The sequence below is a fragment of the Tahibacter soli genome (assembly GCF_025717065.2).
Taxonomy (GTDB): Bacteria; Pseudomonadota; Gammaproteobacteria; order Xanthomonadales; family Rhodanobacteraceae; genus Tahibacter; species Tahibacter soli.
The window spans coordinates 349,202-370,212 of the sequence record NZ_JAOVZO020000018.1; the positions used below are offsets into that span (position 1 = coordinate 349,202).

Sequence of the window (21,011 nt, forward strand, 5' to 3'; positions counted from 1 at the left end):
GGCGACGCTCGGCACCACCTCGATCTCGACGAAGCGCGAGGCGCAGCCCCTCACCCAACCCTCTCCCCCAAGCGAGCTTGGGGGAGAGGGCTTGAGCGAAAGCAAATGCAGCGCCGCGAGCATCAGGAACAAATGCACGACTTCCGGCCACAGCCACTGCGCGTACGCCGCGGTCGAGGGATTCAACACGAACAACGCCGCGGCGAGATTCGCCGCGCGCCGCCGCCCGTCGCAGGCGAGCCACAGCGCGCGCAGCAGGCCCGCGCAGCCGAGCAGCAGCGCGGTCTGCACGAGCTGCACCGCGACGACGTTCGTATCGAGCGCGCGCAGAAACCACGCCTGCAGCGGCGGCCACAGATACGACTGCGCGAACGGCGCGAGCTCGGGCGCATCGCGCGCCCAGCCCGAATAGATCACCTCGTCGCCGGCGAGCGTCTTGGCGCCATGGCCCCAGTACAGCCACCAGAGCAGCGCCTGTTCGAGCGTATACAACGCCAGAAAGGCAAACCACCAGGCGCGCCGCCGCGCGGCGGGAGACATTTCTACGTATTACTTCGGCGCCGCGGCGCGGCGCTTGGCCGCCGCCTTGAACACCGGCGTGAACTTCTCGCGCACGCCCGTCGTCGAGATCGATTCGACGTAGTACCAGTAGTCCTTGCACGGATCGATCGTGTCGTCGCGGAACTCGTACTTCTTCGTTTCGTCGGTCGTGCCGGCGCCGGCGAGCGGCGATGCGGTGAGCTTCGTGAACGGACCTTCCTCGGCATCGCCGCGGAACACGTCGTAGCCGAAATTCTCGACTTCGCTCGCCGTCGTCCAGCGCGGCGTATTGGCCAGGCGTTCTTCCTTCGCCACCGCGCTCTGGTCGCCGCACGCGCCTTCCGGCGGCAGCGCGGCGGCGGCGGGCGCGGCCGGCGGTGTCGCGAGCGCGGCGGCCGGCGCCGCGGGTTTCGCCGCCTCGGCAGCGGGCTTCTGATCGGACGGCGGAGCGCTGCAGGCACCGAGAACGACGGCGAAAGCGAACGGAACGGCGAATCGGCGCATGGGAACTCCAGCTGTGACGGACGAATCGGGAGGCGCCGTTGCGGCGCCGCGGGCATGGACAACGAGGACCGTCCGCAACGATAGTCGGCGCATGCTTTCCTTGCAAACCCTCGCACGCGCCACGCTGCTCTGCCTCGCCCTGGTCGCGCCGTCCGCGCGGGCGCTCGACTTCTCGATCGCCATCACGCCCGACGACGCGCTGTATCCCGTGTTCGACCTGTCCCAGGGCCGTCCCGCCGCGCGCGCCGAAACCACCATCGTCGGCGCCGGCACGGGGCTCGTGCAGATCGAACGCGTCGCCGCGCGCGACGGCGAGCGCGTCGCGCTCGCCATCCGCTCGCCGTGGCTCGCGCAAGCGGCATCGCTCGACGCCACGCTCCCGCGCGCCGGCGAGCGTTATCGCCTGCGGCCGGCGCTGGAATGGAACACCGCCGCGCTCGCGCGCCTCGCCGCGCCGCAGGCCATCGCGCTCGACGTCGAGTTCGCCGTCGACGGCACGACCGAGCGCCGCAGCCAGCCGGCGCGCCTGCATCCGCTCGGCGAAGCGCTGTACTACGTGCGCGCCGGCAACGCCGAGGTCGACCTCGGCTGGATCTTCGCCGCGTACGCGGACCCGAGTTCGCGCATCGTCGACGCCATTCTCGACGCCGCGCGCGAACGCCATCCCGATCTCGCGTTCGACGCGCGCGGGCGCAGCCGCGCCGATACGCTCGCGCTCGCGTTCGCGATCTGGGAAGTGCTCGAGCGCCACGGCCTGCGCTACGCCGACGAAGATCCCGGCGTCGCGCGCGGGCCGACCGCGTGGAGCCAGCGCGTGCGCCTGCACGAGGACGTGTGGCGCGAACGCCGCGCGAACTGCCTCGACGGCAGCCTGCTGATCGCCGCGGCGCTCGAACGCATCGGCGTCGGCAGCGCGCTGATCCTCGTCCCCGGTCACGCGCTGCTCGCGTTCCACGGCGAATCCGGCGACGATGCGCCGCTGTTCGTCGAGACGACGCTGCTCGGCAAGCGCAGCCTGCCGCCGAGGCCGCGCGCGTCCTTCGCCGACCGTCTCGCCGGCTTCGATCCGCGCGCGATGGACAGCTTCGACGCCGCGCTCGCCGCGGGCCGCGCGCGTTACGCACGCGAGTCGGCCGGCTTCCGCCGGCGCAATCCCGACTACCAGTGGATCGACCTGCCGACCGCGCGGGCCTATGGCATCATTCCGCTCGCCGCGGGCGCCGCCGCGAGCGCGGGCGCCGCGCCGGGTGCCGCGCGCCGAACGTCCCGATGACCGCCGAACGACCGATCGACCACGACACGCTGCGCCGCGAAATCCGCGCCGAAGCCGAAGCGCTGCCGCCCGCGCGGTCGGCGCCCGCCGGGCCCGTCGCGCCGGCACCGGCGGCGAACGCCGCACTGCCGTACGACCATCCGCAGCGTACGTCGTACGCGCTCGGCGATTTCGTCAATGTGCACAACGAGGCGTTTGTCGAAATGGCGTACCGCTGCCTGCTCAAGCGCGCGCCCGACCCCAACGGCATGCTCGAACTGATGGAACGTCTCGTCGACGGCGACAGCAAGATCGCGATCCTCGGCGACGTGCGCTGGTCGCGCGAAGGGCGCGGCTTCGGCGTGCACGTCGCAGGCCTCGCATGGCGCTATCGCTTCTGGCGCGTCACGCGCTGGCCGGTCGTCGGCGGCATCGTCGAACGGCTGGCGCTCGTCGCCGAACTGCCGCAGATCGCACGCGAACAGCGCCGGCTCGGCCAGGCGCTGGCCCGTCACGGCGACGCGGCGAACGGCGACGATCTCGTCGCCGAACTGCGTGCGCTGCGCGACGAGGTCGCGGCGCTGCGCGCGGCGCACAAGGCGCGCGACGACTCGTGAAGATCGCGCTGCTCGCCCCGTCGCTGTCGGCGTTCGACGCGGTCGGCACCGACGTGCTCGAAATGGCCGCGGCGCTGCGCGCGGCCGGCCACGACGTGCGCCTGTACGCCGACAACGCCACCGGCATCGCGCAAGCCGTGCACGCGCCGGCCGGTTTCGACGCGTGGCTCGGCCCGCGCGACGCCGTGATCTACCACTATTCGATCGGCTGGCCGCGCATCGAGGCGATGCTCGAAAAGACGCGCGCGCGCCGCGTGCTGCGCTATCACAACATCACGCCGCCGGAATTCTTCCACGGGTATTCGCGCGACCACGTGCGCACCTGTGCCGCCGGGCGCGCGAGCCTGCCGCGCCTGTCGACGATGGGTTTCGACCTCGCGCTCGCCTGCTCGCGCTACAACCTCGACGAACTCGTCGCGCACGGCTTTCCGGCCGGACGCGGTCGCGTGCTCGCACCGTTCCACCAGATCGAGCGCCTGCTCGACTTGCCCGGCGACACCGACCTCGTCGACCGCTACAACGACGGCCGCCGCAATATCCTGATGCTCGGCCGCGTCGCGCCGAACAAGGGCCACCTCGCGGTGATCGACGCGTTCGCGTGCTACCGCCGCGCGTACGACGACGGCGCGCGCCTGTTGATCGTCGGCAAGCAGGATCGCCGGCTTGCCACGTACACGCGCCGATTGTTCGCGCACGTCGCGGCGCAGGGCATCGCGAGCCACGTGCACTTTCTCGACAACGTCGACGATGCGCGCCTGAAAAGCCTGTGGCTCGGCGCCGACGCGCTGCTGATGCTGTCCGAGCACGAGGGCTTCTGCGTGCCGCTGGTCGAAGCGATGGCGTTCGGCGTGCCGATCGTCGCGCGCGCGACGAGCGCGATTCCCGACACGCTCGGCGACGCGGGCCTGCTATGGGACGACACCGATCCGCGTATCTACGCCGCGAGTCTCGCGCGCATCTTCCGCGACGCCGACCTTGCGCAGGCGCTGCGCGACGCGGGTCGCGCGCGCTATCGACAGGCGTTTCGCCGCACGATCGGCGTCGCGCGTCTCCACGACGCGATCGGCGCGCTCGCATGAGCCGCATCGCGATCGTCGTGCAGCGCTGCCACGCCGACGTCGTCGGCGGTTCCGAAGCGCTCGCGTGGCAGTACGCGCAGCTGCTCGGCGAGCGCTGCGACGTCGAGATCCTGACGAGCTGCGCGCTCGACTACCGCACGTGGGACAACGCGCTGCCGGCCGGCGTCGAAACGCGCGACGGCGTGACGATCCGCCGTTTCGAAAGCGCCTGGCCGCGCGGTCGCTGGTTCGGCGACCTGCACCGGCGGCTTCTGGCGACCTACCGCGACAATGCACAACGCGGCGTCGTGGAAAAAGTACCGTGGCGCCCGCAGCTCGCCGAAGCGTTCATCCGCGCGCAGGGACCGTGGTGTCCGGGCCTGATCGATCATCTGGCCGAACGCCACGACGACTACGCCGCGATCGTGTTCTGCACCTACCTCTACCCGACGACGTACTACGGCATGGCGGCGGTTCCGCGCGCCAAGCGCGTGCTCGTGCCGACGCTGCACGACGAGCCGCCTGCCTATCTGCGGGTGTTCGCGCGCGCGGCGCGCGATACGGCGAACGTCGTCTGGCTGACGCAGGCCGAACGCGAACTCGGGCGGCGCCTCTGGCACGTCGAACACGGCGACGTCGTCGGCATGGCGGTGGCGTCGACGCCGGCCGCGCCCGAGCGCCGCGACGTGCCGTATCTCCTGTACTGCGGCCGCATCGACGAAGCGAAGGGCTGCCGCGAACTGATCGACGCGTTCGTGCGCTACCGGCGTGATCACCGCGCGCCGCTCGATCTCGTGCTGACCGGCAGCGACCACCTCGGCGTGCCGTCGCGCGACGACGTGCAGTATCTCGGCTACGTCGACGACGCGCGCAAGGCCGCGCTGATGGCCGGCGCGACCGCGTTCGTGATGCCGTCGCCGTACGAGAGCTTCAGCATCGTCACGCTCGAGGCTATGGCGCAGGGCGCGCCGGTGATCGCGAACGGCGACTGCGCCGTGCTGGCCGAGCACATCGCGCGTTCGGGAGCGGGTTGGACGTACCGCGGGCGCGACGAATTCGTGCGGCGCATCGGCGAGGCGGTGGCCGTCGACGCCGATGCCCGATCGGAACTCGGCGCGCGAGGGCGGTGCTACGTCGAGAGCCACTACGCCACCGCGAACATCGCGCGGGCTTTGTCCGCGGCGATCGGGCGCTAGACCGCTTCGAACCGCAGCACGAACAACGCGCCGCCCAGCGTCTCGGATTTGCGCACGCTCATCGTGCCGCGATAGCCCTTGACGATGTCCTGCACGATCGCAAGGCCGATGCCGTGGCCCTGCACGCGTTCGTCGCCGCGCACGCCGCGACGCAGCACATGTTCCACTTTTTCTTGCGGAATGCCGGGGCCGTCGTCCTCGACGCGCAGCTCCACGCCCGCGCGGCGCATGCGCGGCGCCTTGAGCACGTGCGCGGTGAACAGCACGCGCCGATCGGCCCACTTGAACGCGTTTTCGAGCAGGTTGCCGAGGAGTTCCATGAGGTCGCCGCGCGCGCCGAAGAAGCGTGCGTCCGAGTCGATCTCGAACTCGCACAGGATGCGCTTGCTCGCGTAGACCTTTTCCAGGCTCGTGACGATGCCCTCGGCCGCGACGTCGAGCGCGAGCGGCGTGGAGAACACCTGATGCCGCGACGCCGTCGCGCGCGACAGCTGGTACGCGACGATGTCATGCATGCGCTGCGTCTGGCTTGCGACGGTCTGGCGCAGGCTGTCCTCGTCGCCGGCGCTGTCGAGTTCGCTGCGCATCACCGCAAGCGGCGTTTTCAGACTGTGCGCGAGGTCGGACATCGTGTTGCGATAGCGCGCCAGCTGCTCGCTGCCGAATTCGATCAGTTCGTTCAAGCTCGCCGTGAGGCGGTCGAGTTCCGGCGGATACGCGCCGGACAGGCGCTCGGCGTCGCCGTTCATCACGCTGTCGACGTCGCGCACGACGCGCCGCAGCGGCGACAGACCCCATCGCAAAAGTGCAATCTGCAGCAAAAGCAAAACCACCGCGAGCGCGCCGAGCCAGCGCGCGAGCGTGCGGCGGAACGCGGCGACCTGGCGATGGAACTGCTGTTCGCTTTCGGCCACGTACAACGTCAGCGCGGTCGGCTTGCGCTCGTCGACTTCCCACGACACGCCCTGGCTCAGCACGAACATGCGTCCGACCGCCGTTTCGACCGGCCCTTCGAAGCGCGTTTCGCCGACCGGCAGCTGCGCGACGAACGGCAGGTCGCGACCGAGCGACGACGGCGATTCCCAGCGCAGCGCGCCGTCGGCGCCGCCGAGGATCACCGCGTACAGGCCCGAGCCGGGTCGGTTGAATTCGGGATCGGGCAGCGTTTCGGGCGGCAGGAGCTTCGTGCCGCGCGGCACGTCGGAACCGGCGAGGTACGCGTAGATGTAGCTCTGCAGGCGATCGCGCAGCGCCGCGACCGTGGCTTCGTAATACGCGCGATCGAGCGCGAAACCGGTGACGCCGAGAAACGCCGCGAGCGCGGCGCCGGCGGCGAGCGTCGAACGCGCCTGCAGCGACAGCGGCCGGCGCGCCGCCATCGACGCCTTCATCGACTTGACCGATCTCATCGGCGCACGCGCGCGCGCCGCGGCGCGCCGCGGGGGCGTTCAACGCGAACGGCGCGGCGCGCCGAAGGGTCTGGATTCACTGGACCCCGGCTTCGTTTTCAGGGGTTTCGGCGTTGTCGGTGCGCGGAATCGCGAAGCGGTAGCCGCGACCGCGCACGGTTTCGATCGGCTTCAAGTTGCCTTCCGGATCGAGCTTGCGGCGCAGGCGGCCGATGAACACTTCGAGCACGTTCGAATCGCGGTCGAAATCCTGCTGGTAGATGTGCTCGGTGAGATCGGCCTTCGACACCAGTTCGCCGGCGTGCAGCATCAGGTATTCGATCACCTTGTATTCGTAGCTCGTCAGATCCACGGGCTTGCCTTCCACGGTGATACTTTGCGCCGTCGTATCCAATACCACAGGGCCGCATTCGAGCACGGGCTTGGTCCAGCCGGTGGCGCGGCGCACGAGCGCGTTCAGGCGCGCGAGCAGTTCCTCGACGTGAAAGGGCTTGACGAGATAGTCGTCGGCGCCGGCTTTGAGGCCTTCCACCTTGTCCTGCCAGCTGGAACGCGCGGTCAGGATGATGATCGGGTAGCGCTGGCCGCCGTCGCGCAGCGCCTTGACCAGTTCCATGCCGGGACGCTTCGGCAGGCCGAGATCGATCACCGCGACGTCGAACGGCATCTCGCGCCCGAGGTACAGGCCTTCGTCGCCGTCGGCGGCGCAGTCGACCGCATACCCTTCCCGCTTAAGGCGCGCAGCCAGCGTTTCGCGCAGCGGCGCTTCGTCTTCAACCAGCAGGACTCGCATTTCGGATCTCCTTTTCGTCTGCGGCAATCTTCAGCACCTGGACCTTTCCGTCGCGGGTGAGAAGCTTGATCCGGTAAAGTTTTTTCTTGCCGATGGTGACTTCCTCGGCCTTGAGCACTCGCCCCTGGATCTCTTTCTGCACGCGTTCGACCACGTCTTCGAGACTAAGGTCCGCACGCGCCTGCCGTCCGAACGCCGCGAAGGCGATCAGACCGAGCGCCAGCACGGTCTTGGTCGGTCGAAAACTCATGCGTTCAGTTTAGCGAGGGTGTCCGAGTCTCGATAGCACGGATTGAATTGCGCCTGAATCCGCCACGCCCGGCCACGGCTTTGCGTCGCGTCCGCTTCGGACGCGCCCTGGCTACCGGTTACCTGTAAAAAAAACGTTCACCGGATCGGGCCGGCCGCGCTTTCCGGCCTAGAAGATTTCGCCGACGCAACAGCGCAGGCTGCCGCCGGCCTTCTCGATTTCCGGCAGCGCCACCGCTTCGAGCGCAAAACCGGCGTCGGCGAGCACCGCGCGCTGCACGCCGGACAGCGACGCCGCGGCGCGCGCGCTCATCCAGACGCTGGAATCGGACAGCGCAATGCAATTGCCGGCGTAGTCGGCCTTCTGCGCCGGCGTGAGCGTGACGACGCGCGGCGCGTACGCCCGCGCGATCGCCGCGGCGGCGGCGGGATCGGCGAAACCGTCCGGCGCGATCACGAGCGCGCGGCCGGCCAGCACCGACATCACGACGTTCGTGTGGTATTCGCCGGGCGCGAGATCGAAACAGTACGTCAGCGCGAGATCGAACGCGTCGTGCATCGCCGCGGCGCCCGCGGCGTCGCAGCGTTCGGAAAGACCGCAGTAGCCGATGCCGCGCGCGCGGTCGATCACGAGCGAACCGGTGAGTTCGGCCACGCCGTCGAGCGTCGACAGATCCACCTCGCGATAACGCAGCACGCCGCGGAAGAAGCCGCGGATGTCGTCGCGATCGGCCTCGCGCTGGCGCACCGCGTGGCGCATGCGGCCGACGATCGCGCGGCCCGGTGCCGTCGCGAACACGTTGTTCGGAAACACCGCGTCCGGGGTTTCGGGGTTGCCGGGAAACGTCACCGTCGGCAGCGCGGTGCCGACGCGCCGCGCGAGTTCCGCATGCTCGGCGAGCGCCGCGTTCGCATCGACCGACGACTGCATCGCCATGTAGCGGTTGTCCTGCGCCGATTCGTCGGCGAGACGAAACGCGAGCGGCGCGACGAGAAACGCGCCGCGTGCGGACGCGGGACGGTTCGGCGGCAGCGTTGCAAATGCGGCAAGAAATTCGGCGGCGGTGCGAACGATCACGTCAGACATCCGTGGCGGTGGTGGGCAGAACGAGCGTCCAGAGCGGCTCGTCGTCGGAGTCGGGCGGCGACTGCGCGACGAAGCCGCGATTGCGGCCTTCGCGCTTGGCGCGGTACAGCGCGGCGTCCGCGAAGCGCAGGCACGCGTCGAGACTTTGAGACGCCGGCGCGTCCGGATCGAACGGAAACGCGCACGCACCGATCGAACACGTGACGACCAGCGGCGGCTGGCCCGTGACGACGAACGGCGTGCCGCCGACGACGTCGAGGATGCGTCCGGCACTCGCGGCGGGGCCGGCGCGATCGTCGCCGAACAGCACGAGCAGGAATTCCTCGCCGCCCCAGCGCATCAGCTGATCGCCGTCGCGCGTCGCGCCGCGCAGCCGCGCGGCCAGCTCCACGAGTACCGCGTCGCCGACGTCGTGGCCGTAGCGGTCGTTGATCTGCTTGAAGTAGTCGCAGTCGATCAGCACGAGGCCGATCGCCGTGTCGCGATCGCCGTCCTCGACGCGGCGCAGCACGCGCGCGCAGGCGGCCGGCATTTCGAGCGCGAAATGGCGGCGGTTCCATAGGCCGGTCAGCGGATCGGTCAGCGACGCGTGTTCGAGGCGGCGGTTCGCGTCGGCGAGTTCGCGCGTGCGCGACGCGACGTCGCGTTCGAGCAGCGCGGCGCGGCGCTGCAACGCGCGGTTGCGCCAGCGGCCGAACGCGACGCCGGCGAGCACCAGCAGCACGGCCCAGGCCGCGAGCGCGGTGCGCGTTTTCCACCACGGCGCGCGCACATGGAACGGAATCTCGATCGGGCTCGCCTCGACGCCGTCGGCGTCGCGCGCCGACAGGCGCAGGCGGTAGTCGCCCGGCGGCAGGCGGCTGAAGCCGAAGCGGCTGTCGGCCGTCCACACCGCGTTCTGGTTGCGCAGGCCGTCGAGTTCGGCGCGGTAGCGAATCTGCTCGGGCCGTTCGTACGACAGCAGCGCGAGTTCCACCTGCACGCCATCGTCGCCGGCCGCGAGCGACACGCCCGGCGTCAGCGGCGTGCCGCGCTCAGTGTGCGCGGCGCGCAGGCGCAGCGGCGACGCCGGTGCGGGCGGCGCTTCGCTCGCGGGGTCGTACAGCGCGAGCCCGTCGACGCCGCCGGCCCACACGCGGCCGGCCGCGTCGACGAAGCTCGCGCGATTGAATTCGAGGCCCGGCAGGCCGTCTTCGATGCCGAACTGCGCCTGCGCGACCGGCGCGAGCGACGCGCCGGAAAACGTATACCTCGTGACTCCGGCCGAGCCGAACACGTACAGGCGGTCGCGGCCGTCGAACGCGAGGTGATAGATCTGCCCCGGCGGTCGCGACGACGCCGGCATCGTCTCGCAGGCGATCGCGCCGCCGACGGCGATGCGCGTAATCCCGCCGCGCGTCGCCGCCCACAGCATCGTGCGGCCGTCCGCGTCGGCGCGGCGCTTCACGTCCATCAGCTCGGGATGCGGCAGACAACCGTCCGGCACGGCGTGCCAGGCGTTCCCTTCGCGCCAGCCGAGGCCGTCGGACGTCGCGGCCCAGAGCCGCTCGGTCGCGTCCGTCGCCGGCGCATGCAGCAGCTCGCGCACGAGCGGATCGCCGCCGAATGCCGGCAACGGCTCGACCGCCACGACGCCGCGTTCGAGCCGGGCGAGGCCGTGGCGCGTAGCGATCCACAACCGGTCGCCGTTCGCGTCGTGCTCGGGTTCGACGTCGAGCACCGTGAGGCCCGGCAACGCGGAGTTGTCGACCGAATACTGCGCGACGCCGTCGCGGCCGAGACCGAGCAGGCCCTGGTCGGTGCCGAACCACAACCGCTCGCCGTCGCGCACGGCCGAAAACGCGATGCGGCGATCGTGCGGCGGCGGCAGCACGCGCTGCCAGCGGCCGTCGACCCAGCGAGCCGGCCCTTCGATCGTGCCGACCCAATACGTGTCGAGACCATCGGGAAACCGCGCGCGCCCCATGCCGAAGACGACGCGATGCGGCAGGCCGTGGCGCTCGTCGAGCGCGCTCCAGCGCGACGGCTCGCGACGCGCGACGCCGCTCGACGTGGTACCGACCCACAGCAGCCGGTGCCCCGCCGCAGCGCCGGTTTCGAGCACGCTGCGGATGGAATCCTCCGGCAAGCCTTCGGCGCGCGTCGTCAATCGCACGCTGCCGTCCTCGCGCAATTCGGCGAGACCGGCGCGCAGGCCGACGCGCAACAGCGGCGCGCCGGCGCCATCGGTGCCCGGCACGATCGGCGCGGCGCTGCCTTCGGGAAAGCCCGTGGTCGCGTCGTAGACGACGAGCCGGCCGCCGGACAAACGCGCGAGGCCGCGCCCGGTGCCGATCCACAGGTCGCGGCCGTCGGCACCGCCCCATTGCGCGAGCGATCGCACGGCGTCGTTCGACAGGCCGTCGGCCTTGCCGAGGTGCCAGTCCGACAGCGCCGGCTGCGGTGAATCGGGCGCGTCGAGACGATACAGGCCGTCGAGGTTCGTGCCGATCCACAGCGCGTCGCCGTTCGGCCCGGTGCCGCGATGCAGCGCCGCGACTTCGAGCGTCTGCGTGCCGACGAGCACCGCGCACTGCGATGCGTTGCAGCGATACGCGCCGCGCGGCGTGCCGGCGTAGACGCTCGCGCCGTCGCGCACCGCGAGCGCTTCGAGCGGCAGGTCGGCCGGCCATCCGGCCGATGCGGCGAGCGCGCCGGACGGCTCGCGGCGCCACAGGCCCGCGCTGTCGGTGCCGATCCACAGCGCGCCGTCGTCGGTGGCCGCGAGATGCGTCGTGAACGGCCGCACGCCACCGGGCTCGGGCAAGTCGATGCGATGCCACGCGCGGCCGTCGAACTGCGCGACGCCGTCCTCGGTCGCGGCGTAGACGTAGCCGTCGCGGTCCTGCGCGAGCGCCAGCACGGTGTTCTGCGGCAGGCCCTGCTGCGTGGAGTAGCGGCGCAGCGCTTCCCAGCGCAGGTCGACGCGCCGCTCGGGCGCGGGGCCGGCGACGCGTTCGAGCGCGGGCGCCGCCGCACAAGGCAGCGCGATCAGCAGCGCGAACGCGGCCTCAAGCGGCCGCGAGCGGCGCATGGGTCATATCCATCGCCGCGAGCAGCACGTCGACGCCGGCGTCGGCGCGATGCGAGCGTTCGCTCAGCACGCGCCGGAACGCGCGCGCGCCGGGCAGACCCTGGTACAGGCCGAGTATGTGCCGCGCGATGTGCTTGAACGCCGTGTCGCGCGTGCGCTCGGTTTCGATGTACGGAATCAGCGCGCGCAGCACCGCGTCGCGCGGCGGCGGCGCGACGCCGTACAGCGCCTCCTCGACGCGCGCGAGCACGTACGGATCGTGATACGCCGCGCGGCCGAGCATCACGCCGTCGACGTGGCGCAGATGTTCGACGACGGCGTCGACGGTGGTGATGCCGCCGTTGATGACGACGCAAAGATCCGGAAAATCCTTTTTCAACTGGTATACGCGCTCGTAGTTGAGCGGCGGCACCTCGCGATTCTCCTTCGGCGACAGGCCTTGCAGCCAGGCTTTGCGCGCGTGCACGACGAGCGTTTCGACGCCGGCGCCGATCATGCGTTCGGTGAAGTGCTGGAGGTCGGCGTAGTCGTCCTGGTCGTCGACGCCGATGCGACATTTGACGGTGACGGGCACCGCCACGGCGTCGCGCATCGCGCGGACGCAGTCGGCGACGAGCGCGGGCTCGCGCATCAGGCAGGCGCCGAAGCGGCCGGACTGCACGCGATCGGAAGGGCAGCCGACGTTGAGATTGATCTCGACGTAACCGGCGTCGGCGCCGTAACGCGCGGCGCGGGCGAGTTCGGCGGGATCGGAACCGCCGAGCTGCAAGGCGAGCGGCTGTTCGAAATCGCAATGTTCGAGCAGATGCGTGCGATGACCGTGCGTCAACGCGGCCGACGTGACCATCTCGGTGTACAGCCGCGCGTGCGGCGACAGCAAGCGGTGGAAGTAGCGGCAGTGACGGTCGGTCCAGTCCATCATCGGGGCGACGGAGAGGCGCCAGGGCTGTGGGCTGGGCGGGGTGTTGGGGCTGGGCATGCCCGTAGTTTAGTAGGTGGCGGGAGGGAGTGCTCGCGCCGGGCGGTTTGCCGAGCCTGTCGCTGCGACGTGGGTCAAGCGCTCTGCTGATGAGGGTCGGGGAATCTTCGATGGACGCGGACGCCGCGTCGGTGGGAAGTCCGTCGATCAGGCCCGTCGCGGACAAAGTCGACGAGTACCGGTCGTCAATGGAGCACGAGCCGCACGAATGCGACAAACAACACGGTGGCGAGGACTGCCAACACGCCTAACTGCCAGCGGTTAAAAACGACCCGTCGGCTGACGGCAAGCCCGAGCATCGACAGGATGAAAGCGCATGCTGTCGCCGACAAACCCACATGCAGCCGTTCATGCAGGCCTGCAGCTACAGCCAGAAGTATCCCGCCGACGAACCCGACGACGGCGATGATCGTCATGCTGAAGATCAGGACGGCTCTCTGCATGGCGGACGGGCCTTTGAGACGGAAGGTGGTTTGGCGGGCGGCCTTCTATCGAGGCACGGCTGCAACGGTAGTTCACTTTCCTGTCGGACGTCGCCGAAGCCAGTTCGTCACGCCTGTTCACAAAGCACCATTGCGACAAGCCCAGCGAGTGCCGATCATTCGTCGATACCGAACTCGCGAGTCGATTGCCGGACAAGGACGCATGATCGAAACGGTCCACGCCGAACGCTTCGACCACCAGGCAGCTCACGGCAGAACCGAGCCGCTGTTTCTTTCGTGTCGGCGCGCGAGCGGCGAATCGATCGATGTCGTGGCCAAGTTCACTTGGGCGCATTGCACACGCGGCGGACTGACACGCGAAGTCATCGCAAGCCTGTTGCTCCAGGATCTCGGCATTCCCGCAGCAACACCTCTGCTCGTCGAGTTCGACGATTTCCTCGCAGATTCGCTGCAACTGATCGGACAACCCCAACTTGCTGCGAGGGTTCGATCGTCAGTGACACCTGCTTACGGATCGAAAGTACTTGGAACCGGATACGCGTTATGCACCGAGGATTCGGCAACCGGAAGCCTCGGTCGGCAGGCAGCCGACGCCTGGGCGTTCGATCAGCTGATCTTGAACCCTGATCGGCGGCCAACGAAACCGAATTGCCTGACGAATGGTATGCAGATTGCACTGATTGACCACGAACTTGCGTTGGATGTCGTCGGCATCGGCATCCTGGTTCCGGCCCCTTGGGCCACGCCTTTGACATTTTTGGGATCGGAGTCCGAACATGTCTTCGAACGAGCGATCAAGGGCCGGGGATTCGATCTTGGCGAGCTTGAGCAGCGGTGGCGAGGAATAGGCGAGGAACGCATTCGTGGCTACGCCGCTTGCGTGCCTGCCGCGTGGAACGACGGTACGGAAACATTGAAGGAAATCGTGGAATACTTGGCGGCCCTGCAGATGAATCTTTCGGCAGCGTTCGATCGACTGAGGAAGGTGTTGTCATGAACCATCGCATCGTCTACGCCTATGCCGTGCTGCGGTACCTGCATGACGTCGTCTCAGGCGAACGACTGAACGTCGGAGTTGTCGTGCTGTCCCCGACATCAGGCAAGCTCATCGCCCGATTCGCCCCCAATCTGGAACGCGTGGTCGGCGCATTCCCTTCGGCCAGTCATTCCGGGCTGAAGGCTGCGCTCGCGTCGATCGAATCGAGGATCGACAGAGTGAATGCCACCGAAGGCATGACGCTGCCTGACCTCCTGGCTCGTGTGCTGCCGCCGGACGACAGCAGCTTCCAATGGTCCGAACCGGGCTCCGGTGTAACGATCGACATCAACTCCGTGCTTGAGGAATTGCACGAGCGATTCGTGACACGCCACGCGCGCAGCTATACCGAACCGCTTGACGCTCTGCAAACGGGCGATCTTTATGCGGTCGCCCCGGGCTGGACCAACAAGACCCTCGCCTGCAACGACCTCGGCGACTGGCAAGAGATCGAAGCCGCTGCAGGCGGCGCGCCATGACGCTCAATGCAAAGCTGGACAGGGCCGTCAAATGCCTGTTCATCGAGGATGTCGTGCTGAAGTCGATCGATGCACGGCTGAACGACGACGTGCGTCCGGGCATCAACCTGTTTCCGAACGATCGCGTTTCGATCCAGATGCGCGGACCGACATGCGTCGCAATCGTACCGTACAAGCACGTCTCCGATGACAAGGAACGCGTCGTTTTCGAAGTGCAGATGGCATTGCGAATTCTCCGGGGCACTACCGAGACGCTTGCGGCTTTTACAAAAGACGAGATCGATACGTACGTCCTTGCGACGATCGAAACGTCGTTCTTTTGCTACTACGAGCAACGCACGCCCGACGATGCCCCCCTCGACGCAGAGTCTCTCGTCGAGTTCGGCGCGCATAACGTTACATTTCAGCTATGGCCGTACTGGCGAGAGGCGGTACACGCCGCATGCAGCCGTATGTGCTTGCCCCGTATCGTGCTGCCTACGTATCGTCTGAAGAAATCTGCCGAGGCCCCATCACCGGCCTCGCCACCTGCCCAAGCACAATTGTCATTGACGCCTAACGACGCACCGCCCTCGTCGATTTGACTCCGCGCAGCATGGGTATCACTGCGAAGCTGCGTCAATCAGGTGACTCCCTCGTTCTTACGATTCCGAAGGCGATAGTCCGGTCCACAGGCCTCAAAGCCGGATCGATCGTCGAACTGGCGGTCGAGGGGCGTGCCCTGGCCGTTGCTCCCGTTCGGCGCAGCCTCGCTGATCGATTGGCGAACAGCCCGAAGTCACCAGCGGCATGGACGCGCGATGGCGAATGGCTCGGCGACACGGCGGCCGGGCGAGAACTGCTGTGATCGGAATGGAACGCCCATCTGCTGCACGACTCCCGCGCTGAAAGCGCTCGCCCTGCTCGCGCGGCACCTACCTTGCGGCTGATCACGTCAGGCCTTGACCGGCCAGATGGGATCGTCGTTGTCGTCGTAGCGGACACCGAAGTTGATGCAGGAAAGCTCACCGAGCTGGAACTGCAACTCTACCCAGGAGTCCCGGAAAGTCAGCGACTCAAAGTGGTTGTAGTCATCCAGCTCGGGTGCCTCGCCCAAGGAGCGGGTGAGCAGCGCCACGAGCTCGTCCCGGGGCATCAGCCATGGGGATCTCCCCAATAGGATCGAATCCCGGTTGTGCACTTCCATCCAGCCGAGTCGATTGTCGTTGCCCGACTCAGACTTGAGAACGAGCTTGAGCGCGAAGTACTGAACCTCTCGGCAGTCCGAGGCCGTCAGATAGCTCTTGTTCGGGAATCCGAGTTGCTCGAACACCTCGGACTTGGTCATACCGAAGTGCAGCATGTCCAGGCCGGTACCCGGGATGATTTCGATCAAGGCAGAACTTCACTCATACCCCGGCGGGGCGGGACGGCGTCAGTATGGCTTGGGTTTCCGGAGCTTTCCTAGCCGGCGCTGCGCCTTTCTCTGATGCTCTCCGCGGCAGGGATCTTCCATACACCGGGCACAGCCGGGAAGCCTGTTGCGACGCAGCCTGCCTCGCCGCCCCGCACTTCAGGCGAACCGAGACGGCTGACGAACTTTGGGTGTCCAAGATTCCGCACGCGAAGGTGATCCTACGTCACACGCGCTCAACGGAGCTAATGTATACGAATGAACACTTTGCTGATGCTTATGGCGGAGTACGGGACTGGCCAGATCCCTCTATCCAAATGCGCCCACCTTTTTGGCCTAAGCACAGACGAGGCAGCGAAACGCGCTGGGAGACAATCTCTACCGGTACCGACGTTCCGAGCCGGAACACAAAAGTCGCCGTGGATGATCGATGCTGCACGACTTGCGACGTATCTCGATAGGCAAAAAGAAAGGGCAGAGTCCGACTGGGCGAAGCTAAATTGCCAGAGATAGCTTCAACAACTACACCAGGAACTGATTGCAGACCTCAACTAGCTGGGCTTGCTTTTCTACTGGTTTCGAAATTTCTTAAATCTTCTTTTATTTCAGCAAGGGTCAATCCGCGCTTGTGGAAAGGCGCTGTCTCACTGCTTTCGCCGAAGATGCCGAGTTTGGCAGCAAAGTCGACGTGAAAAATGCGGACACTCAAAGTCCTGGAGCGAAAAATGCGAACACTCAAAGTCCCACGCCGAAATCTCGCCGCGGTGCTGATAGGCGCCCTGCCGATCTTTCTTTGCACTTGGAAACCGTGCGTGGCGTCATCGCTCGACCAGCCGCCGTGGTACGTGGGGCGATGGCTTCTGGCCGAGGACGAAGACGGTTCCCGTCCGGGCACCGACCTCACCGAGTTCCGAGCCGACGGTCGCTTTGTCGTCTACGGGCCTGGCTGCACGGAGTCGGTGGTCGCGACCTACCACGTGCACAACGGCGACATTTTCGTGTCCGTGGAGATCCCGAACAAAGGGCCGCTGGCGATGGTTTTTCGGCCGAGCGCGGATCATGAGAAGCTCACGTACACCTCGCACCGAACGCGGAACAACGCCGTCTATCGCCGCGCTCCCGCTTCGATTTGCGACCCTAAATAGAATTCAATGTACCGGCCCGGCATGATGCGGGCCCGCAAAATCCGAGCACTCAAATCCCAGAAAAATCCGATGAAACTCGGCGACAGCCGCCCGATGCGTGGCCTCCCTGACGACGCCATGCTTCGGGCATGACGATCGCTCGCATGCACCTCGTTGACGCTCATACGACCGGCACCTATCACGTCGCTTCACGCTGCGTTCGTCGCGCGTGGCTATGCGGACGTGATCCGGTGACGGGCAGCGACTTCTCGCATCGCAAGCGCTGGATCGAAGAGCGCATCGTTGCCCTTGCAGCGCAATTCGCCGTGGCCATCTATGCGTACGCCGTGATGAGCAATCACGTTCATCTGGTCGTACGAACCGATCCCGAAGCCGCGCAACGATGGGATGCGGAAACCGTCCTGCGTCGCTGGTTCGCGGTATCGCCGCGCAAGCACGACACCGGCGAGACGCTGCGGCAGCGAATCGATGTCAGCATTGGGAATGAAGCGCAAATCGCCGAGTACCGATCGCGGCTCGGCAGCCTCAGCTGGTTCATGCGGGCACTGAACGAATCGGTCGCCCGTGCGGCCAACACCGAGGATGGTTGCAAGGGTCGATTCTGGGAGGGTCGATTCCGTTGCCAGGCGCTGCTCGACGATTCCGCCGTGCTGAGCGCAATGACGTACGTCGATCTGAATCCGCTTCGAGCACGCGTGGTCGACACACCGGAAGCGGCGCAGAACGTGTCGTTCCGGCAGCGGTTCGATGCGATGAAACACGCGAAGGCGCTCGACCGACCGCTGCAGCCGATCGCGGGCGACGGCCCGTTGTGCGGCGTCAGCGAAGTGGAATACTTGAAACTCGTCGACGAAACCGGACGCCTGATTCGCGGCGACAAGCCCGGCGCCATCGACCGATCGCTGCCGGGCATCGTTCGGCGGCTGGGTCTTTCGGAAAGCGCGTGGCTCGGCCAAGTGCAGGGTACGCAAACGCGCTACTGGCGAGTCATCGGGCAAGTCGAATCGTTCATCGACAAGGCCACCGAGCTGCAGCAACGTTGGCTGCAGGGGCTCGCGTTCGCGAGGCGACTGCGAGCTACGGTGAGCGTCGCGTAGTTCTTTGCGGGTGTCTGCACAACGTTCGCCCCGTAGGCTATTCGCCGATTTCGCTCTGCCACAAAGCTGCGGCACTCGCCGCGGGCAGCGTATCGAAGCGCGCCCGGAAAAGTACCTGCCAAGCCATGCGGTCACGTGGCTTACGCAGGTTCCGGAACTAATTTGCAAAGTCTGGGTGCAAAGTCTGGGTGTCCAGGATTTCCTTCCGCGGAATCGGACTGGAAGAAACTACGCACCCACGTTTGCGCGCCTTGAAGCATCGACTCGCTTACGCCGACTCCAAACACGATCGTATCGCTGCAAGCTAGGGCACCTTAGAAGCGTCGCCGTCCAACGAAGACGGCGGCCGTACGTCGTGCCCAAGTCCGAGCTCGTAAGTTAGATCGTCGATGCTGCCGACGCGCGAAGCAACCGCGCGCGGGGAGCCTTCCGGTACGTCGTCGTCCTCGGCGGCACCGGTCGATGCAGACGACGGAGGACGCTCTTCGACTTTTGCATACCGCTCTAGAAGGACTCCTCCTCCGATGCGGGTAAAGTCGAGCGCCCGCGCGATAACCCCTCCCTCAAGTCCCATCCAGTACGAGACCTTTGTATCTAGCGCAACTGCAGCGGTGAGGTCATCGATCAGTATTCCGGTATCCACACATTGCCGTCGCATGAAATCCAGATCTGCCGCCGAGTAGTAAAGCCGCCGCACGGCCTCGCCGCCCTTCTCTCGCTTGATATAGCGAAGCCCTCTCGCCCGCGAGAAGTCATCGTGCCGAAATGCGAAAACGCCACCCGGAAGCCACGACGCGTGAACAATCTCGTTGCGCGATTCGTAACATATGACAGCCCGCCGGAAAATATTTTCTGAGATTTTCCGTCCATTGGGGTCCAGATCCGCCCGCTCGTTATACAACGTCTTGGCCAGACGAACCAAGTCTCGGGCTGCGAGATCAGCGACTAGGATATCTTCCACACCCCTGCTCGAAACGCCGCCCTTCCTTAACAACTGTCGAATGAGTTTGACGACGGACGCGCACATCTGTTCAAACGCTGCCAAATAACGCCCAAGCGCCTCAAACCAAACCGCCGATTGCGATTCGTAGCGCCCTACTCGACGACCATCGTCAGCTCGTTGTTCCCTATATTTCTGCGCGGGGTTCTCTGCCAAATATGCATCGAGCTCATCTGCACGAACTATTTTCCAGATCGGTGTTCGAAAGGGAGAAAATATGTGCCCGTCTGGAAATGCTTCCGAGCCGCGCAGAGGCCTTCCATGCTCATCGCAATGGATCGCACGGAGCATGTTGTACAGTTGTTGAAGCGTCAACGTGCCGATCATTTCCGGAGTACCGGCGGATATTTCTATTACCGAACCCTCGCACACCGCGTATCGAACACCGTAATTCGCCGACTCGTGCTGGTTCATCGTTACTCACTTTATTGGGCCAAGGAATATACGAGACAGCGGGGAGCACTCACGAGCGAGACACTCGTGTCATGTCGGCAGATTGCGCGAGCTTCGCAGCAGCGTCCTTGAAGGTGCTATTGCAGTAGGGGTGAGCCCATTGCGCATTATCGCCGGCATCCTTTCCCCCATGTTTCAAATCCTTTTTATGGTCCATGGTCGATGTCCGGGCGTTAAGCTTACTTCCACAGATGCCACAGGTGAACGAAACGGCTAGCGCGTCTTTAAGGAATTTCCACTGCCGCAAACTCTTCGAGAATCCATTCGCTGATTGAGCAAGCACCGGACTGTACTTGACGAGCTTTTGATATTTGTCACTTAGACTGAGTGCTTCAAGCACTTCCGAACCACTACTACCTTGAATGAAGAGATTCAAGACGAACAAAAGGTAGTCCTTCAGTTGTCGATACCCCTTCGTCATACTGCCGTACTGTGTTGTCAATTGATTAATAAACCCCTTGTTCTCAGTCAGGAAGTCCTCGAATAAATGCCGTACGGATGTAAATTCATTCAACAGCCGCTCGTCCTCAAGATGCTTGACCAATACCGTAAAAGCCAAAACCGCCGTCGGCTGATGCCTTCCATTGGATGAGTAGAAATAGATAGCCGGATGGAGCGCCAGAGATGACGCGTGAGTACCTGTCAGCCGCCTCGCCATTTTGACGGCGTTCCGCATTACCCTGAGCGTATCCGCTTCGTTTGCGACCGTTACGCTTTCACTGTCCTTTCGTCGGGTCTTGGATGCATCGACAACTGGCAGTCCGTTCGCAATATTGACGAAGTCGAAGATAAGGGGGAGAGTCTGCGAACCGTATCCCGGCCCAGCCATCGGCAAGTCAGCCGTCCGGATAGGCGCCTCAAGCGGCGGGTTATACAGGGATGCATATATTTCCCTACCCAGCGACTCGACTTCTCGCCGACCCTTAATAGAGAATTTGTCCCAGTAGCGATGTCCAGACGCGTTGCGAACAATGGCACGCGCTGCGATAGCGTTTGGCTCAAAGCGTCCACTGAGAATGCGTAGCTCTGTTGGATCAATTTGTACCGCAGACCGATTTATCGTTAGAAACGCGCGCTCAGCTTTCTTTGAGTCCTGACCCGGAATCCAAAGCAAGGGAATCTTGCTATGACCCACTGCGCGCGCCCTAGCCGAATAAGATGGATTTGATCCCGGATTTTTAGATTCGGCGCGAATATCTTTCCACGAC

Annotated in this window: 23 protein-coding genes; 12 read left to right on the forward strand and 11 right to left on the reverse strand. The window is 65.8% G+C overall.

The window, feature by feature from the left end:
• The first annotated feature begins 91 nt into the window (after positions 1-91).
• On the forward strand, positions 92-412 hold the full coding sequence (locus tag OD750_RS15035; protein WP_263541501.1) for a hypothetical protein: 321 nt from the start codon (positions 92-94) through the stop codon (positions 410-412).
• Positions 413-549: 137 nt separating this feature from the next.
• On the opposite strand, the gene OD750_RS15040 is transcribed toward OD750_RS15035, so the two are convergent.
• Positions 550-1,044 carry a hypothetical protein gene (locus OD750_RS15040; RefSeq protein ID WP_263541502.1) on the reverse strand — a complete coding sequence of 165 codons (495 nt, stop codon included), beginning with the start codon at positions 1,042-1,044 and terminating at the stop codon, positions 550-552.
• Between the two features lie 91 nt (positions 1,045-1,135).
• On the opposite strand from OD750_RS15040, the gene OD750_RS15045 reads away from it, so the two are divergent.
• The 4 genes from OD750_RS15045 to OD750_RS15060 are packed head-to-tail and all read left to right on the forward strand — an operon-like array spanning position 1,136 to position 5,167.
• Complete coding sequence (locus OD750_RS15045; protein ID WP_263541503.1) at positions 1,136-2,317, forward strand: hypothetical protein; 1,182 nt, start codon at positions 1,136-1,138, stop codon at positions 2,315-2,317.
• Positions 2,314-2,913 (forward strand): hypothetical protein, encoded by a 600-nt coding sequence (locus OD750_RS15050; protein WP_263541504.1) that lies wholly within the window; start codon positions 2,314-2,316, stop codon positions 2,911-2,913. Before OD750_RS15045 ends, OD750_RS15050 begins: the two co-directional genes overlap by 4 nt.
• Positions 2,910-3,992, forward strand: coding sequence for a glycosyltransferase family 4 protein (locus OD750_RS15055; protein ID WP_263541505.1), 1,083 nt, complete (start codon positions 2,910-2,912; stop codon positions 3,990-3,992). Before OD750_RS15050 ends, OD750_RS15055 begins: the two co-directional genes overlap by 4 nt.
• Positions 3,989-5,167 (forward strand): glycosyltransferase family 4 protein, encoded by a 1,179-nt coding sequence (locus OD750_RS15060; protein ID WP_263541506.1) that lies wholly within the window; start codon positions 3,989-3,991, stop codon positions 5,165-5,167. The genes OD750_RS15055 and OD750_RS15060 overlap by 4 nt, the downstream gene beginning before the upstream one ends.
• Here OD750_RS15060 and OD750_RS15065 read toward each other — a convergent pair.
• The 7 genes from OD750_RS15065 to OD750_RS15095 all read right to left on the reverse strand — a co-directional run bounded on the left by OD750_RS15065 (position 5,164) and on the right by OD750_RS15095 (position 13,173).
• Positions 5,164-6,576, reverse strand: coding sequence for an ATP-binding protein (locus tag OD750_RS15065; protein ID WP_263541507.1), 1,413 nt, complete (start codon positions 6,574-6,576; stop codon positions 5,164-5,166). The genes OD750_RS15060 and OD750_RS15065 overlap by 4 nt on opposite strands.
• Positions 6,577-6,652: 76 nt before the next feature.
• Entirely contained in the window at positions 6,653-7,369 is a 717-nt protein-coding gene (locus tag OD750_RS15070; protein WP_263541508.1) for a response regulator transcription factor, read from the reverse strand.
• Positions 7,350-7,619 (reverse strand): PepSY domain-containing protein, encoded by a 270-nt coding sequence (locus tag OD750_RS15075; protein ID WP_263541509.1) that lies wholly within the window; start codon positions 7,617-7,619, stop codon positions 7,350-7,352. The genes OD750_RS15070 and OD750_RS15075 overlap by 20 nt, the downstream gene beginning before the upstream one ends.
• Positions 7,620-7,787: 168 nt before the next feature.
• Complete coding sequence (locus OD750_RS15080; protein ID WP_263541510.1) at positions 7,788-8,696, reverse strand: arginine deiminase-related protein; 909 nt, start codon at positions 8,694-8,696, stop codon at positions 7,788-7,790.
• Between the two features lies 1 nt (position 8,697).
• Positions 8,698-11,778, reverse strand: coding sequence for a ligand-binding sensor domain-containing diguanylate cyclase (locus OD750_RS15085; protein ID WP_263541511.1), 3,081 nt, complete (start codon positions 11,776-11,778; stop codon positions 8,698-8,700).
• The gene (dusA, locus tag OD750_RS15090) at positions 11,756-12,757 is read right to left on the reverse strand and encodes a tRNA dihydrouridine(20/20a) synthase DusA (RefSeq protein WP_263541512.1); all 1,002 of its coding nucleotides are present in this window, start codon (positions 12,755-12,757) and stop codon (positions 11,756-11,758) included. The genes OD750_RS15085 and dusA overlap by 23 nt, the downstream gene beginning before the upstream one ends.
• Before the next feature lie 185 nt (positions 12,758-12,942).
• Positions 12,943-13,173 carry a hypothetical protein gene (locus OD750_RS15095; protein ID WP_263541513.1) on the reverse strand — a complete coding sequence of 77 codons (231 nt, stop codon included), beginning with the start codon at positions 13,171-13,173 and terminating at the stop codon, positions 12,943-12,945.
• Between the two features lie 229 nt (positions 13,174-13,402).
• On the opposite strand from OD750_RS15095, the gene OD750_RS15100 reads away from it, so the two are divergent.
• The 4 genes from OD750_RS15100 to OD750_RS27510 are packed head-to-tail and all read left to right on the forward strand — an operon-like array spanning position 13,403 to position 15,562.
• Complete coding sequence (locus OD750_RS15100) at positions 13,403-14,197, forward strand: HipA family kinase (RefSeq protein ID WP_263541514.1); 795 nt, start codon at positions 13,403-13,405, stop codon at positions 14,195-14,197.
• Positions 14,194-14,715 (forward strand): DUF3037 domain-containing protein, encoded by a 522-nt coding sequence (locus tag OD750_RS15105; protein ID WP_263541515.1) that lies wholly within the window; start codon positions 14,194-14,196, stop codon positions 14,713-14,715. The genes OD750_RS15100 and OD750_RS15105 overlap by 4 nt, the downstream gene beginning before the upstream one ends.
• A complete protein-coding gene (locus tag OD750_RS15110; protein WP_263541516.1) occupies positions 14,712-15,299 on the forward strand; it encodes a hypothetical protein in 588 nt (195 codons plus the stop codon). The genes OD750_RS15105 and OD750_RS15110 overlap by 4 nt, the downstream gene beginning before the upstream one ends.
• Before the next feature lie 11 nt (positions 15,300-15,310).
• Positions 15,311-15,562, forward strand: coding sequence for an AbrB/MazE/SpoVT family DNA-binding domain-containing protein (locus OD750_RS27510; RefSeq protein WP_425508234.1), 252 nt, complete (start codon positions 15,311-15,313; stop codon positions 15,560-15,562).
• 87 nt (positions 15,563-15,649) lie between these two features.
• Here the strand turns inward: OD750_RS27510 and OD750_RS15115 are convergent, their stop codons facing one another.
• Positions 15,650-16,090, reverse strand: a complete 441-nt coding sequence (locus tag OD750_RS15115) for a hypothetical protein (RefSeq protein ID WP_263541517.1) — start codon at positions 16,088-16,090, stop codon at positions 15,650-15,652.
• Positions 16,091-16,381: 291 nt separating this feature from the next.
• Between OD750_RS15115 and OD750_RS27515 the strand changes: the two genes are divergently transcribed.
• From OD750_RS27515 to OD750_RS15125, 3 genes are all read left to right on the forward strand, one after another.
• Entirely contained in the window at positions 16,382-16,621 is a 240-nt protein-coding gene (locus OD750_RS27515) for a pyocin activator PrtN family protein (RefSeq protein ID WP_425508245.1), read from the forward strand.
• A gap of 212 nt (positions 16,622-16,833) precedes the next feature.
• Positions 16,834-17,253, forward strand: coding sequence for a hypothetical protein (locus tag OD750_RS15120; RefSeq protein ID WP_263541518.1), 420 nt, complete (start codon positions 16,834-16,836; stop codon positions 17,251-17,253).
• Positions 17,254-17,381: 128 nt separating this feature from the next.
• Positions 17,382-18,350, forward strand: a complete 969-nt coding sequence (locus tag OD750_RS15125; protein ID WP_263541519.1) for a transposase — start codon at positions 17,382-17,384, stop codon at positions 18,348-18,350.
• 304 nt (positions 18,351-18,654) lie between these two features.
• Here the strand turns inward: OD750_RS15125 and OD750_RS15130 are convergent, their stop codons facing one another.
• Both OD750_RS15130 and OD750_RS15135 read right to left on the reverse strand, forming a co-directional pair.
• Positions 18,655-19,764 (reverse strand): hypothetical protein, encoded by a 1,110-nt coding sequence (locus OD750_RS15130; RefSeq protein ID WP_263541520.1) that lies wholly within the window; start codon positions 19,762-19,764, stop codon positions 18,655-18,657.
• Between the two features lie 49 nt (positions 19,765-19,813).
• Entirely contained in the window at positions 19,814-20,938 is a 1,125-nt protein-coding gene (locus tag OD750_RS15135) for an HNH endonuclease (RefSeq protein WP_263541521.1), read from the reverse strand.
• Positions 20,939-21,011: the final 73 nt, after the last annotated feature.